Source organism: Leisingera sp. F5 (assembly GCF_001593695.1).
The window spans coordinates 58,435-73,699 of sequence record NZ_LUKH01000016.1 but is presented as its reverse complement, the minus strand read 5'-3'; the positions used below and the strand labels follow the sequence as shown (position 1 = coordinate 73,699).

General features: G+C 61.6%; 9 protein-coding genes and 1 pseudogene. All 10 read left to right on the top strand.

Annotation, left to right across the window (positions count from 1 at the left end; genetic code table 11):
• The first annotated feature begins 1 nt into the window (after position 1).
• The 10 genes and pseudogenes from tssH to tssK all read left to right on the top strand — a co-directional run bounded on the left by tssH (position 2) and on the right by tssK (position 15,251).
• On the top strand, positions 2 to 2,725 hold the full coding sequence (gene tssH, locus A2I95_RS13135) for a type VI secretion system ATPase TssH (protein WP_291730246.1): 2,724 nt from the start codon (positions 2 to 4) through the stop codon (positions 2,723 to 2,725).
• 17 nt (positions 2,726 to 2,742) lie between these two features.
• Positions 2,743 to 3,840, top strand: coding sequence for a hypothetical protein (locus A2I95_RS13130; protein ID WP_291730244.1), 1,098 nt, complete (start codon positions 2,743 to 2,745; stop codon positions 3,838 to 3,840).
• Positions 3,841 to 3,887: 47 nt separating this feature from the next.
• Positions 3,888 to 4,748: an ion transporter gene (locus tag A2I95_RS13125; RefSeq protein WP_291730242.1), complete on the top strand. Its 861-nt coding sequence runs from the start codon at positions 3,888 to 3,890 to the stop codon at positions 4,746 to 4,748.
• Positions 4,741 to 5,232: pseudogene (tssB, locus tag A2I95_RS13120) on the top strand (type VI secretion system contractile sheath small subunit); the annotation flags it as partial. The gene A2I95_RS13125 and the pseudogene tssB, both read left to right, overlap by 8 nt.
• Before the next feature lie 510 nt (positions 5,233 to 5,742).
• On the top strand, positions 5,743 to 9,270 hold the full coding sequence (locus A2I95_RS42545; protein ID WP_367151508.1) for a type VI secretion system contractile sheath large subunit: 3,528 nt from the start codon (positions 5,743 to 5,745) through the stop codon (positions 9,268 to 9,270).
• Positions 9,271 to 9,334: 64 nt separating this feature from the next.
• On the top strand, positions 9,335 to 11,446 hold the full coding sequence (locus A2I95_RS13110) for a type VI secretion system Vgr family protein (protein ID WP_291730240.1): 2,112 nt from the start codon (positions 9,335 to 9,337) through the stop codon (positions 11,444 to 11,446).
• 9 nt (positions 11,447 to 11,455) lie between these two features.
• Positions 11,456 to 12,064, top strand: coding sequence for a hypothetical protein (locus A2I95_RS13105; protein ID WP_291730239.1), 609 nt, complete (start codon positions 11,456 to 11,458; stop codon positions 12,062 to 12,064).
• 15 nt (positions 12,065 to 12,079) lie between these two features.
• Positions 12,080 to 12,379 (top strand): PAAR domain-containing protein, encoded by a 300-nt coding sequence (locus tag A2I95_RS13100; protein WP_291730238.1) that lies wholly within the window; start codon positions 12,080 to 12,082, stop codon positions 12,377 to 12,379.
• Between the two features lie 8 nt (positions 12,380 to 12,387).
• Positions 12,388 to 13,863 (top strand): type VI secretion system-associated FHA domain protein TagH, encoded by a 1,476-nt coding sequence (gene tagH / locus A2I95_RS13095; protein ID WP_291730237.1) that lies wholly within the window; start codon positions 12,388 to 12,390, stop codon positions 13,861 to 13,863.
• Between the two features lie 47 nt (positions 13,864 to 13,910).
• The gene (gene tssK, locus A2I95_RS13090) at positions 13,911 to 15,251 is read left to right on the top strand and encodes a type VI secretion system baseplate subunit TssK (protein ID WP_027260160.1); all 1,341 of its coding nucleotides are present in this window, start codon (positions 13,911 to 13,913) and stop codon (positions 15,249 to 15,251) included.
• Positions 15,252 to 15,265: the final 14 nt, after the last annotated feature.

Here is a 15,265-nt window from a genome sequence, read left to right as displayed (position 1 = left end):
GATGACCGAGATCAGCCGCGTGGCGCTGTTTGGCAAGCTGAACAAGCTGGGATACCAGGCCGTGGAAAGCGCAACCGTGTTCTGCAAGATGCGGGGCAACCCCTATGTGGAGCTGGTGCATTGGCTGCATCAGCTTTTGGCGCAGCAGGACAGCGACATTCACCGGATCATCCAGCATTACGATCTGGATGCGGGAAAGATTGCCACCGAGCTGACCCGGGCACTGGATATGCTGCCGCGCGGGGCCTCGACGATCTCGGACCTGTCGGATCATTTGATGGATGCGATGGAACGCGGCTGGGTCTGGGGGTCATTGCTGTATTCGGCTGGGCAGGTGCGCAGCGGCCATTTGCTGCTGGGGATGCTGAAGACGCCTGCGCTGCGGAACATCCTGTCGAACATGTCGCCGGAGCTGGCGACGATCGGCGCTGATGATCTGGCGGATAACTTCAATGATGCCACTGATGGCTCGCCCGAGGAACGGCTGGGCGCGCAGGATGGCACGAACGTCACCGGCGGCGGCGCGGAACCGGGGGAGGCTTCCGGCTCGATGGCGCCGGGCGCGATGGGCAAGGGCGAGGCGCTGGAGCAATTCTGCACCGATCTGACCGAACAGGCACGCAATGGCGAGATCGATCCGATTGTCGGCCGCGATGAGGAAATCCGCCAGATCGTCGATATTCTGATGCGCCGCAGGCAGAACAACCCGATCCTGACCGGCGAGGCCGGGGTGGGTAAAACGGCTGTGGTCGAAGGCTTTGCGCTGCGGATTGCCCGCGGCGACGTGCCGCCCAGCTTGCAGGACGTGCGGCTCTTGGTGCTGGATGTGGGCCTCTTGCAGGCTGGCGCCAGCATGAAAGGCGAATTTGAAAACCGTCTGCGCCAGGTGATTGACGAGGTGCAGGCCAGCCCGGTGCCGATTGTGATGTTTGTCGATGAGACCCACACGCTGGTGGGCGCGGGCGGTGCGGCCGGCACCGGCGATGCGGCCAACCTGCTGAAACCAGCGCTGGCGCGCGGCACGCTGCGGACTATCGGCGCAACCACCTGGGCCGAGTACAAGAAATACATCGAGAAAGACCCGGCGCTGACCCGGCGTTTCCAGGTGGTCAAGATCGACGAGCCGGACATTCAGAAGGCGATCCTGATGATGCGCGGCATCGCCTCGATGCTGGAAGGCCATCACCGGGTGCAGGTTCTGGACGAGGGGATCGAGGCTGCCGTCAGCCTCTCGGCCCGTTACATCCCGGCGCGGCAGCTGCCGGACAAATCGGTGAGCCTTCTGGATACCGCCTGTGCCCGCGTGGCGGTCAGCCAGCACGCAGTGCCGGCCGAGGTGGATGACAGCCAGCGCCGGATTGAGGCGCTGACCACCGAACTGGAGATTATCGGCCGCGACGAGACCGCAGGTTACGAGGTCGCAGACCGGCGCGAAGCGGTGCAGGCCGCCAAGGCCGCAGAGGAGGAACGGCTGGCCGGGCTGACCGAACGCTGGGACAAGGAAAAGGCGGTTGTCGAGGGCATTCTGGACCTGCGCGCCAAACTCCGGGAGGGGGCCGCGCCCGTGGACGCTGACCCGGATGCTGGGGATGACGCAGCGGAGGGCGCTGCCGATAGCCCGCTGTCCGATGAAGACCGCGCCAAGCTGATGCAGGAGCTGAAAGACAAGAATGCGGAACTGGAAGCACTGCAAGGCGACAGCGCGCTGATCCTGCCGATTGTCGACCATCAGGCCGTGGCGAGCGTGGTGGGCGACTGGACCGGTATTCCGGTCGGCCGCATGGTCAAGGACGAGATCGAGACGATCCTGAACCTGGAGGAACATCTGGCGAAACGGGTGATCGGCCAAGATCATGCGATGAAGATGATCGCCAAACGCATCCAGACCAGCCGCGCCGGGCTGGACAACCCGAACAAGCCGATCGGGGTGTTCATGCTGGCGGGCACCTCAGGCGTGGGTAAGACCGAAACGGCGTTGGCGCTGGCTGAGGTTCTGTATGGCGGCGAGCAGAATGTCATCACCATCAACATGTCCGAATATCAGGAAGCCCATACCGTCAGCAGCTTGAAAGGCGCGCCTCCGGGCTATGTCGGCTATGGCGAAGGCGGGGTGCTGACCGAGGCGGTGCGGCGCAAGCCCTATTCCGTCGTGCTGCTGGATGAGGTTGAGAAGGCGCATCCGGATGTGCATGAGATCTTTTTCCAGGTGTTCGATAAAGGGGTGATGGAAGACGGTGAGGGCCGGATTATCGACTTTAAGAACACGCTAATCCTGCTGACCTCAAACGTTGGCACCGAAACGATCATGGATCTGTGTTCGGACCCGGATCTGATGCCGGAACCGGAGGGTATGGCGAAAGCCCTGCGCGACCCGCTGGTCAAAGTGTTCCCGCCAGCGCTGCTGGGGCGCCTGGTGGCGATCCCCTATTATCCGCTCAGCCCTGACATGATCGGCGAGATCACCAAGCTGCAGCTGGGCCGGATCCAGAAGCGGGTGCAGGAAACGCATGGGGTGCCGTTCGAATACTCGGATGCGGTGGTCGAGGAAATCGTCAACCGCTGTCAGGAGCTGGACAGCGGCGGCCGGATGATCGACGCGATCGTCACCAACACCATGCTGCCGGATATCTCGAATGAGTTTCTTAAGCGCCTGATGGAAGGCGAGGAAGTGCAGAAGGTCGGAGTAGACGTCAAGGACGGGGAGTTCACATACGCATTCGATTGAGATGAGGAGGCTATGCTATGCAATTTGTAATGGAAACAACCGGTTATAAGATCGTCGAGAAAATGAAAATGACGAGCTCGAAGAAGTATGTCGAGCTCAAGGGAGACGTTGCGTTTAGCTGGAAGAACGGTGGCCTGACGAAGATCGGCAGCCAGAGCAAAGACACATACCTGGTTGAAGTCGGGAAGACGATCCAGGCAGCGTACAAGAAAGCGCTGGCTAGCCTTATCAAGTCGATCCAGAAGCTGATTGATGGCGTCGAAAAGAAGATGATCGCGCTGGAAAAGGCGTTTGAGAAGAAATACGCAAAGACTCCGCCAACTGGCAAACAAGTCGAAACGGCCACAAATGAAATGAATGCCTTCAAGGACAGTGAGCTGCTGAAAATTCAGCAGCAAGCGCAAAATCTGTATCAGGAGGCCATTGCCAAGCTGACCAAGCCCGCACATGAGGCGGGCTGCAAAAAGATTCAGGAAGGCGCCAAGATAAAGAAAGATAACGGCAAGCTGATTTGGACTATCATCAAGTTCGTCGTGGTGGCGACGGCGATCGCCTTTGCGGTGGTTGCAACGGTGGCAACCGCCGGCGCAGCGACCCCGCTGCTGATCGCGACGATTGTTGCCGGGGTGGCGCTGCTGACAAAATCTGTCTCGCTGGTGGTCTCCACCGCCAAGGATATAGCCGAATGGGCCAAGCAGTACCGGGCCAACGTCAAAATCGCCGCCGAAGAAGTCTCAAATGCGGAAAGTGCAATCGACAAAGCGCTGACAGCTATTGAGGCTGCCAACAAGAACCACGAGGCGATGACCCTGAAAGTTGGTCAGATGAAGGAAGAGTTTCTGACTGCGATTTCCAAGCTCAGCGGCGACAAAAGCGGCGACAAGAAAATTCAGGAGGCGCGCAAGGACCTCGAGAAAGGTCAAGCCGATCTTCTGAAGTTCGAAACCCAGTTGGGGGGTAAACCTGTCGATGTGCTGGCGGCGCTGAAGAAGGCCAAAACCGATCTGGTCAAGGCGCAGCCCAAGAAAATCCCCAACCTTGATACGTCCAACCGCTGGGCGGACTTTTTCAAGAACGCTGCTGACGTCGCCTCAAGCGCAGTCAAAGCATTCTGACAGTCGGCAAGACGGCAGCTGCAGGACCAAGGAGGAAAACCCGCAAAGTGGAACAGCAAATTGACAGCCGGACAGACACCAGCCTGCGGAAGCGGGCCCGGTTGTTTGTTGAACGCCAATGGGTAACCAATACCATTCTGGGCATCATCATCTTCAATGCAATTACTCTGGGCCTAGGCACCTCTGCTGCGGTGCGGGCGCATGCGGGCGGTCTGCTGGATGTTATCGACACTGTTGTTCTGGGCATTTTTGTTCTGGAACTGGCGCTGAAGCTCTTTGCCTATGGCCTGCGCTTCTTTGCGTCGGCTTGGAATATCTTTGATCTGATTGTGGTCTCTTTTGGCTTGTTCCCCGACAGCCAGGGCCTGTCGGCACTGCGCGGGCTGCGGGTGGTTCGGGCGCTGCGGCTCTTGTCGGTCATCCCGCAGATGCGGGCCGTGGTGCAGGCGCTGCTGGATGCCTTGCCGGGCATGGGCGCGGTGATCGTGATGATCTCTATCGTGTTCTATGTCTTCGGCGTGATGGCGACGATGATGTACGGACAGGCCTTTGATGAATGGTTCGGCACCCTGGGGCGGTCGCTGTATTCGCTGTTCCAGATCATGACCTTGGAAAGCTGGTCGATGGGCATCGTGCGGCCGGTGATGGAACAGTTTCCCTTTGCCTGGTCGTTCTTTGTGCCGTTCATCGTGATCACTGCGTTTTCGGTTCTGAACCTGTTCATCGGCCTGTTGGTCAACACCATGCAGACCGCAGTGGAGGCGGACGCCGAGGCCGAATTCGAGAAACTGCGCGATCTGGTGAAATCGGAGACCGATGTGGTGGACGCGCATGTGATGGAGCTGCATGAGGAGATCAAGGCGTTGCGGTCGGAGATTGCGCAGCTGAAAGGGCATGGAAATGGCTGACAGCTCGCAAAAGTTCATTGCCCGCAACCGGGCGCCGCGCGTTCAGATCGAATATGACGTGGAGCTTTATGGCGCCGAGAAGAAGGTGCAGCTGCCCTTTGTGATGGGTGTGATGAGCGATCTGGCGGGCAAATCCACAGTTGAACAGCCTGGTATTGCCGACCGCAAGTTTCTGGAAATCGACGTCGACAATTTTGACGAACGGATGAAAGCATTGGCGCCGCGCGCCGCTTTTACAGTGCCCAACACGCTGACCGGCGAGGGCAATCTGGCGGTCGACCTGACGTTTGAGAGCATGGCGGATTTTTCGCCCGGCGCCATTGCCGCCAAGGTGGATGCGCTGCGTCCGCTGCTGGAGGCGCGCACCCAGTTGCAGAACCTGATGGCCTATATGGACGGCAAAACCGGCGCCGAGACGCTGATCGAGACGATCCTGAACGACCCGTCGCTGCTGGCGGCAGTGTCGGCGCCGGCGGGGGACGCTGGCAGCGCGGCCGCTTTGGACAGCCTGCGCAATCTGGAACTGCCCGCGGAAGAAGCCGATACCAGCGACGATGTGCTGGCCGGGCTTGCGGCTGCGGCTCCGGAGTCTGCAGCGCCCGCGGATGCATCCGGCGGAATTCTGGACGCGCTGCGCGACGCGGCGCCGGAAGACCAGGCGGTTGACGACGCCTCGGCGGGGGTGCTGGAAGGATTGCGGGGTGCTGCCGCGCAGGAACCTGCACCGGAAGATACAACCGCTGATGTGCTGTCGGATCTGAGCGCCGCCGCACCGGCAGATCCCGAACAGCGGGATGATACGGCGGATGCCTTGGCGGCTTTGGCTGCAACTGATGTGCCAGACCTCGAAGAAGAGGACGGCGCAGCCTCTGTTCTGGAGGAACTGGCGCAGGCGGATGTGCCTGAAACGGAAGACGCAGATACCTCCGGTGATGTGCTGGCAGGGCTGGCGGCGCAGGAACCCGGGGACGCCGGCGCCGAGGATGTGTCCGGTATGGTGCTGGACAGCCTGGCAGCCGCGGACGTGCCGGAGGATGAAACGGAAGATCATTCCGGTGTCCTGGATGCGCTCGCGGAGATTGACGTGCCAGAGCAGGCAGACACGGCAGCGGATGATGCGCTGGAAAGCCTCGCGGCGGTTGAAACTGCGGAGCTGTCCGCGGAGGATCACGCCGGCATTCTGGACGGTCTGGCGGAACAGGCGCCGGCGGATGAAGCGGAAGATGATACCGCGGGTTCTGCCTTGGAGAGCTTGGCGGCGGCAGAGGTTCCGGACGCGGATGTCTTTGATGAGTCTGCATCGGTGCTGGACGGGCTGGCTGAAACTGCGGTCGAAGACGGCACTGAAAACGACGAGCTGGATGGCGGCCTGGACGATGTTCTGGACGGGCTGTTGGACGATGCTGCGGTGGAGGAAGCCGGCGGCAGCGCGGCGGCGGATGCACTGGGCAGCCTCGCCTCGGTTGAGACTGTAGAAACGGCGGAAGACGGCTCCGGTGATGTGCTGGAAGGGTTGCTGGCGGGCGGCCCGGAGCAGGATGAGGACACAGGTGAAGACCTGAGCGCGGTGCTGGACGGCCTTGAGGCGCCTGAAGAAACGGACGGTGAAGACAGTGCCGCAGACGTGCTGGCCGGGCTGGCAGAGGATCTTCCGGAGGACGCGCCAGTGGAGGAGGACGACCTGGACGGCATCCTCGGCGGGCTGGAAGAACCGGAGGATGAGGCCGAGGACAACGAATTGAGCGCTGCGCTGGACACGCTGGAGGCGCCTGCAGAAGATGAGGCCGGGGATGGCGGTCTGGATGACTTGCTCGCGGATCTTGGCAGCGATACGCCCGAAGAGGCCGCTGTGGAGGGTGTCTCTGATGACATACTGGCGGGCCTTGCCGAAGACGATAGCGCCGGCGGGACAGATGGCGCGGAGCTGGATCCGGACGCCTTGCTGGATGCGGGGAGTGATGCGGAGGTTGCCGCCGGCGATGACGGTCTGGACAGTCTTCCGGGTGAGCTGACTGACGAGGATGATCCCGATGCGCTTTTGAGTGATCCGGGCGACGAGCCATCTATGGAGACGGCGGATGACGGCGGCAGTTTGGATGATTTGCTGGGGGATTTGGACAGCCCAGAACCTGCAGACGACGACAGTTCCGAGCTGAATGCGCTTCTTGAAGGCGGGGATGACGGCGATGATCTGGACAGCTTGCTGGGCAGTCTGGACGAGCCGGAAGATACCGCCGCTGAAGAGGGCGAAGACAGCAGCCTGGATGATCTGCTTGGCGGATTGGGCGGTGATGGCGGTGCTGACGATGAAGCGGCGGGCGGTGATGATCTGGACGCGCTGCTGAGCGGGCTTGATGAGGACGGCGCAGAGGAGGCGGAGGACGCCAGCCTTGATGATCTTCTGGGGGACCTTGGCAGCGAGGAAGAGGAGGGCGATCTGGACGGTCTGCTGGCAGACCTCGGCGAGGAGGCCTCGGCGGAGGAGGCAGCAGACGACGGCGGTGCTGAGGATGAATTGGATGCGCTGCTGGGCGGGCTGGGTGATGCGGACTCCGATCTGGACAGCCTGATGGGTGATGATGGCGATATGGACCTGGACGATTTGCTGGGGGATCTCGGCGGCGATGACGAGGATGAAGAGGAAGACGGGGGCGCGGGCGGTGATGATCTCGACGCGCTGCTAGGGGATTTGGACGCCGGCGGTGATGAACCCGCGGCTGAGGCTGCAGAGGTCGAAGTATCAGAGGATCCCGAGTTCGCTTATGGCACCATGAGCGCGGACCGTCCTGACCCGCAAAAGCTGGAGCGCAAGCGGTTCCGCTTGGCCATTCTGGGCGATTTCTCGGGAAGAGCAGCCAAGGGGCAACTGGAGGTTGGTGACGACCTTGCCGGGCGTAAGGCAATCCTGCTGGACCCGGATACGGTCGAAGATGTGGTTGAGAGCTTTGCCACCGAGCTGGTGCTGCCGATCGGCAAGGACGGCGCCGGGATTGCGGTGAAGCTGGAGGACCTGGACAGGCTGCATCCGGATGAGCTGTATGAAAACGTTGAACTGTTCTCGGAACTGGTGGGCTTGCGCAAACAGTTGCAAAGCGGCGCGACGGCGGATCATGCCGCGGGCACGCTGAAGGCCTGGGCTGAAAAATACGGCACCAGGGCGCGGGCGCCGAAGCGGACGTCGGCGGGCAATTCGGTACCGGCAGACAAACGGCTGAGCGCCTTTCAGCAGCTGATCGGGGCAACCGGCATCAGCCCGCGCCCGGCTTCGCCGGTGGAGGAGTTGCTGGCGCGGGTGGTCGGCCCGCATATCCGGGCGCTGCCGGACCCGGATGTTGCCGCGATGCAAAAGGCGGTGGATGAGGCGCTGTCAGATGCGATGCGGCTGGTGCTGCACCATCCGGAATTCCAGTCGGTGGAAGCGCAGTGGCGCTCGCTGGATCTGATGGCGCGCTCGATCGAGGACGATGATACGCTGGATGTGATGCTGTATGACATCTCGGCCGAGGAATTGGCCGTGGATCTGGCAGCAACAGAAGACCTGTCGAAAACCGGTTTTGTGCGGCTGCTGACCGAAGAGCCGTTGGACGAGGAGAACGGGCGCGGCGGTTATTCAGCGCTGATCGGTATGTATCAGTTCGAGGAAACCCCGCCGCATGCGGAACTGCTGGGCCGCATCGCGCGGGTGGCCGCGCATGTGGATGCACCGTTCTTTGCTGCGATTTCGCCGGAGTTCCTGAAAACGCCCAAAGCAGAACGGCCCAAGCTGGTGGCGGACGCCTGGGATACGCTGCAGGGCATGGCGGAGGCCGGGCATCTGGGGCTGGTCAGCCCGCGGTTCCTGCTGCGGCGCCCCTATGGTGAGAAGACCGAACCCTGTTATGAGTTTGATTTTGAGGAGTTTACCGAAACCGAGGGTCTGAAGGGTATGCTTTGGGCCAATCCGGTGGTGCTGGTGGCAATCCTGCTGGGGCGGTCGTTCCGTCAGAACGGGCCGTCCCTGCAGCTGGGTAAAATCATGACTTTGGGGGAGATGCCCTATCATTATGTGAACGACAAGTTCGGTGATCAGGTGGCCCTGCCCTGCACCGAGCGCAATATTGACCTGGACAAGATTGCGCTGGCGCAGGAACGCGGGTTCATGGCGGTGAGCGCGGTCAAGGGGCGGGACGAGGTGCGGCTGACCTCCTTCAATTCTCTGACGGGCAGCGAGATTCTGGGGCCTTGGTCCGGATTGCCGGCGCCGGAACCCTCGCCGCCTGATCCGCGCGGGCTGCCGGAACCGGGAGCAGCTGCGGGCGGCGGTGAAGACGGCGATGATCTGGGTCTCGATTTGGATTTGGGTGGAGATGATGGGGATGATCTCGGCCTGGATGATCTGGATCTTGGAGACGGCGGCGGGGATGACGATGGTCTCGGGGACCTGGACGATTTGCTATCGTCGTTCGGGGACGACAGCGATGACGACGATGATGACGACGGAGAAATGGATGCAGACCTCGCCGCGCTTTTGGATGATTTATGATGCGAATGTTTGAGAACACTGCCGGCGATTTCCGGCCCGGTTCCCGTCGCGGAAAGGAGGACCCATGGTTGTAAGTAAGGGCCATGAAAACGACCTCGCCTGGATGTCGGGGACATATTCCACCGACGGTCTGATGATGAGCCGTGCGATTGTGCGCGAGGGGCTGAGCAAGCTGACCGAGACCACAATCGAATTTGCCGCGACCAAGAGCCAGCCCGATCTGCAGGATCTGGTCGGCAAGCAGATGAATGTGCATGTGATGCGCCAGAAAACCGAGCATCAGTTCAACGGGCTGTGCATTTCGGTCGAGTATCTGGGGTTCCGCAACGGGTACGAGATGTATGTGGCGGAGGTGCGCCCCTGGTTCTGGCTGCTGACGCGGACCAGCGATCTGCGGGTGTTTCAGGAAAAGACCTCGGTCGATATCATCACGGATCTGTTCAATGAGTACGGTTTCAGCGATTTCACCGACAAGCTGAGCGATTCTTACGAAAAACGGGAATACTGCCTGCAATACCGCGAGAGCGACTATGCCTTTCTGTGCCGGCTGATGGAAGAAGAGGGGATTTACTTCTACTTCGACAGTCCCCTTGGCGATACCGCGGTTGAAAAGCTGGTGCTGTGCGATGGCGTCGGGGGGCATTCTCCGATCAAGGGCGGCGCGGGCATTGAGTTCCACGCCCGCGATGACAGTGACCGGCGGCGCGAGGAGCATATTTCGGAATGGACCAAGGAGGAAATCCTGACCCGCGGCAAGGTTACGCTGAATGATTTCAACTTTGAAACGCCCTCGGCGGATCTGAAGGCGGCCACTGAAATAGTCAAAGGCAGCCATTCTTACGGTGCATACGAAGTCTATGACTACCAGGGCCGCTATCCGTCCAAGACCCCATTGGGGGACAAGCGGTCGCGGGTGCGGATGGAAGCGGAGGCGGTCAGGCACATCCGCTGGCGCGGTGCGTCCAGTGTGGCGACCCTGGGCACCGGCAGCACCTTCACGATGGAAAAACATCCGGTGAAGGAGAACAACAAGGAATATCTCGTCATCGAGACAGAGCATCATGTCAAGGTGGCTTGGGATTATGGCGAGCGGGAGAGTCAGAAGAAGAAGGAGGTTGCCACCAAGGGGGCGATGCGGCGCGACCTGAAGGCGCGCAATATGGATGTGCCCGAGGAGATGGAGCACGACGTCTATGCATCGACCTTCAGTGCCATTTTGAAGGCTGATCAGTTCCGGGCGCCGCTGGTGACCCCCTGGCCGGAAGTGCAGGGGCTGCAGACCGCAACCGTGGTCGGCCAGAGCGGCGAAGAGATCTGGACCGACAAGCATGGCCGAATCAAGATCCAGTTTCATTGGGACCGGGAAGGCAAGAAGAACGAGACCTCGTCTTGTTTTGTGCGGGTAGTGACGCCCTGGTCCGGCAAGAACTGGGGCATGGTGGCGATCCCGCGCATAGGTCAGGAGGTTGTGATCCAGTTCGAGGACGGCAATCCGGACCGGCCGATCTGCACCGGCATGCTTTACAATGCTGAAACGATGCCGCCCTATACCTATCCCGACGATCAGACCCAGCTGGGGATCAAGACCAATTCCTCCAAGGGCGGCGGCGGTTACAACGAACTGATGTTCGATGACAAGAAAGACAGCGAGCTGATGCGGGTGCAGGCCGAGAAGGATCACCAGATGCTGGTCAAGGACCGCTCAACGGTGACAGTTGGCATGGATGCGCCCGACCCGGAAGTCACTGAGGCGGACGAGAAGAGCTATGTTTTCACGGTCCAGCAGCACATGACGGAAACCGTGCATGAGGGCGACCGGACCGAAGTGGTGGAGACCGGCGACAAATCCGAGACCATCCAGACCGGCAACATGACCCTGAACGTGGACACCGGCGACCTGACCGAAACCATTTCAACGGGGAACCATACAGAGACCGTGTCGATGGGCGATCTCACCGTGGATGTGACTGCGGGCAAGATTGCGATGTCGGCGGGGCAGGAGATCACGCTCACCGTCGGGCCATCTGAAGTAAAAATCGACAATTCCGGTGTTACGATCAAGGGGCCGATGATCAAGATCGAAGGCTCTGGAATGGTTGAGGCCAAGGCGCCGATGACCACCGTGAAAGGTGAGGCCATGCTGACCCTGAAGGGCGGCCTCACGATGATCAACTAGGTGGTGCAGATGTCGGCAAGATTTGAAAAGCTGGTGAAAATGCCCGCTGACCCGGTGGCCAAGCTGTTGTCACGGGCAAATGTCATCCTGAAAACACCGCTGGAGGCGCCCCCGACGGCGCAGGCGGGAATGGTGCTGGAGGAGCTGGACCGCAAGGGCGCGCTGGTCGATCTGCTGCGCACGCTGGCGGTACTGCTGCCCCCGCGGGAGCGGGTGTGGTGGGCCTGTCTGGCAGCGCGCGATTACATCGGGCCGCGCTCGGACCAGGATCCGGCCTCGCTGACGGCGTCGGAGGCCTGGGTGTTTGAGCCATCCGAGGAAAACCGCGATAAGGCGCGCATCACATTGGATCATGCTTATGTGGATGATGACACGGTGAATTGCGCGCTGGCGGTGCTTTATGCGGCTGGAACGCTGGGGCCGGGTGAATTGAACCAATATCCCGCCCCGGCGGGCGCGTCCGAGGCGGCGGCCTTTGCCATGAATATGGTGGCCTTGGGTCAATTGTCTGATAAGTTTGAAGAACACGGCGGTGTTCTGATAGAGCGGGCGCTGGATATTGCACGTGGCGGCAAGGGGCAGGTGGTCCAGGTGCCGGAAGCGGCAACGCAGAGCTGAGGAAGGATGTAAGTTATGGGAATGCCACAGGCCCGGATGACGGATCTGCATGCCTGCATGCTGCCCTCAACCCCGCCGCCGCCGGTGCTGCCGGTGCCGACGCCGATCCTGCCGCCCTGCGCGGTGACTGTTCTTGTCGGCAGCCTGCCTGCGGCGCGGGTGTCTGACATGTGCACAGCGGCACCGCCTCATCCGATCGTCAAGGGGTCTGGCACGGTGCTGATCAACAACCTGCCTGCGGCGCGCATCTTGGATACAGCAGCCTGTGGCGGGATGATCACCATGGGACAGGTCACCGTACTGGTGGGAGGATAAGCCCAGGTATGGGAGTAACACTGAAATTCCAAAGCTCGGGCGCAATGCCCGGCGATGCGGCCCCTGTTCCGATGCAGGGGCCGAGCCTGACCGTGGGGCGGGGCGCCAGCTGCGATCTGGTATTGCCGGACCCGGACCAGCTGCTGTCGCGCAATCACTGCGTGATCGAGGATCACAACGGCAATGTGGTGGTGGTTGACCTCAGCTCCAACGGCACTTTTCTGAATTATTCCAAAATCCCGCTGGGCCGCACGCCGACGCCGCTTAACAACGGAGATGTGCTGTGCGTCGGCAACTATGAGCTGGTGGTGGAAATCCGCGATGATCTGGCGGATGTCGGCGGCATGATTGCTGCCCCCGCCGCGCAGGGGCCGGCCTCGCACGGCAATGCCGCCAATGCGCCGGATCCGCTGCAACTGCTGGAGGACGCGGGGCCGGGCGGTGATTTCCTGGATGATTTGCTGGGTGAGGGGCTGAAGGGGCCTGCGCAGCTGAATCCGGTGGATCCGATTGATGAGCTGCTGCCGCCCCTGGGCGAGGAAGAAGATCCGTTTTTTCAGAAAGCCAGCGACGGGCGCGAAGGGGAGGGGGCCAGTCTGGCCAACCACAACCCGACCGCTTCGGACGGGTTTGCGGTGCCTGCAGCGCAGTCGAGCATGATCCCGGACGATTGGGACGATGATTTCCTGTCGGGAATAGGCGAGCCGGAAACCCCGGTGCCTGCTCCCGATCCGCAACCCGCGCCGCCGCCGCGGGAGGTTCCGGGCCCGGTGCCGGAAACCCCGCCCGCAGCGCCGCCGCCGGAAGTGCCGCCCGCACCGCCGACCGAGATACCGCCGGTGCAGGATACGGCTGCCGGGGAAGAAAAAACCATCGCATCCGCGGCACTGCCGTCAGCTGAGTCGCAAGACGCGGTGGCTGCGTTCCTGAAGGGTGCGGGCGCCGAAGTCAGCCTTGATCCGACGGAACACGCCAGCACCATGGCGCGCATGGGCCGGGTGATGCGGACGCTGGTCACCGGCCTGCGCGAAATCCTGATGACGCGGACCTCGATCAAGTCTGAATTCCGGATTGAACAGACGATGATCTCGGCGGGCGGAAACAACCCGCTGAAATTCTCGATTACACCGGAGCAGGCGGTTGAAGCGATGGTGCGTCCGGCGACCAAGGGCTACTTGTCGCCAGAGACGGCTGCCGAAGAAGCGCTGCGCGATATCAAGGCGCATGAGGTGGCGATGGTTACCGGCATGGAAGCGGCGCTGAAAGGTGTCTTGAAACGGCTCGACCCCAAGGCGCTGGAAAGCCAGATCGAAACGAAGGCCGGCCTCAAGGGCCTCCTGCGTGGCAAGAAGGCGCAGTACTGGGACGTCTACGAACAGCTGTATGCGGAGATTTCCGATCAGGCTGAGAATGATTTTCACGACTTGTTCAGCCGCGAGTTCGCGCGTGCCTACAAGGATCAGCTGGACAGGCTGAAGGACTGATGCGCACCGCGCCGCTGGCGCGTGCCCGCAACTGAGAGGAGATCCCGGTGTCCTGGGACAGTAAAGTACTTTGGACGGAGGGGCTGTTTCTGCAGCCGCATCACTTCCAGCAGTCCGACCGGTATAACGAGGCGCTGGTTGCCGGGCTGGCGCGGCGGCTCAGCCCCTATGCCTGGGGCGTGAACGGGCTGGAGATCGACCATGAGGCGCTGAAGATCGGCCAGTTCGCAGTGAAGTCCTGCGAAGGGCTGACCCATGACGGCACGGTGTTCCGGGTGCCTATGGCGGATCCGCATCCGCCGGCGATGGAAGTGCCGTCGACAGTCAAGGATTGCATCGTCTACATGACCGTGCCGCAGCGCCGCCAGGGCGCCACCGAGGTCGATCTGAGCGGCGCCGAACGTTCGGCCAGCCGGTTGCGCCCGGACAAGCAGGAAGTGACCGATGTGACCTCGACCGAGCGTAAGCCGGTGGAGCTGGATGTGGGCAAGATGCGGCTGCAGTTCGCGCTGGAGGTGGACGATCTGGCCGATCTGCTGGCGATCCCCGTGGCGCGCATCATCGAGGTGCGCCCGGACAAGGAGATCGTGCTGGATCAGGCCTTTGTCCCGGCTTGCCTGGATGTGCGGGCGGCGCCTGCGCTTAGCGGTTTCCTGCGTGAGCTGGAGGGGTTGCTGGCGCACCGGATGGAAGCGCTGGCGGGCCGCTTGTCAGAGGCCGGCGGCGCCCGCGGGGTGGCGGATGTGTCGGATTTCATGCTGCTGGCCGTGGTCAACCGGATGCTGCCGCAAGTACGGCATCTGCGCAATATCGAGAACCTGCATCCCGAACGGCTGTTCACCGCCTGTGCCGGGCTGGCCGGGGAGCTGTCGGTGTTCATGTCGACCGAAAAACAGGCGCCGGAGTTTCCGCCCTATACCCATGACAATCTGGTGGAATGCTTTGCGCCGGTGATCCGGGTGCTGCGCCAGTATCTGAGCTCAGTGCTGGAGCAGACCGCGATTCCGATCAAGCTGGAGGCGCGCAAATACGGTATCTCGGTGGGGGTCATTGCCGACCGCAAGCTGCTGGGCAATGCTGGTTTTGTGCTGGCGGTCAGCGCGGATATTCCGGCCGAGGATGTGCGCAAGCATTTCTCGGGCCAAGCCAAGATCGGCCCCGTCGAGGAGATCCGCCAGCTGGTGAATTCGGCATTGCCGGGGATCACCCTGCGGCCCTTGCCAGTGGCGCCGCGGCAGATCCCCTATCATTCCGGCGTGGTCTATTTCGAGATGGATGCGGATAGCCCCTATTGGCGCAAGATGACCACGTCGGGCGGCATCGCGGTGCATGTGTCGGGCCAGTATCCGGGGCTTAAGATGGAGCTTTGGGCGATCCGTAATGCGTAAGGGAAGATGCTGAG

Bases quoted from the DNA above. Each gene is read 5' to 3' on its own strand.
- tssH (WP_291730246.1), top strand. From the start codon at position 2: ATGACCGAGATCAGCCGCGTGGCGCTGTTTGGCAAGCTGAACAAGCTG.
- A2I95_RS13100 (WP_291730238.1), top strand. From the start codon at position 12,080: ATGGGAATGCCACAGGCCCGGATGACGGATCTGCATGCCTGCATGCTG.
- A2I95_RS13105 (WP_291730239.1), top strand. From the start codon at position 11,456: ATGTCGGCAAGATTTGAAAAGCTGGTGAAAATGCCCGCTGACCCGGTG.
- A2I95_RS13110 (WP_291730240.1), top strand. From the start codon at position 9,335: ATGGTTGTAAGTAAGGGCCATGAAAACGACCTCGCCTGGATGTCGGGG.
- A2I95_RS42545 (WP_367151508.1), top strand. From the start codon at position 5,743: ATGGTGCTGGACAGCCTGGCAGCCGCGGACGTGCCGGAGGATGAAACG.
- tagH (WP_291730237.1), top strand. From the start codon at position 12,388: ATGGGAGTAACACTGAAATTCCAAAGCTCGGGCGCAATGCCCGGCGAT.
- A2I95_RS13130 (WP_291730244.1), top strand. From the start codon at position 2,743: ATGCAATTTGTAATGGAAACAACCGGTTATAAGATCGTCGAGAAAATG.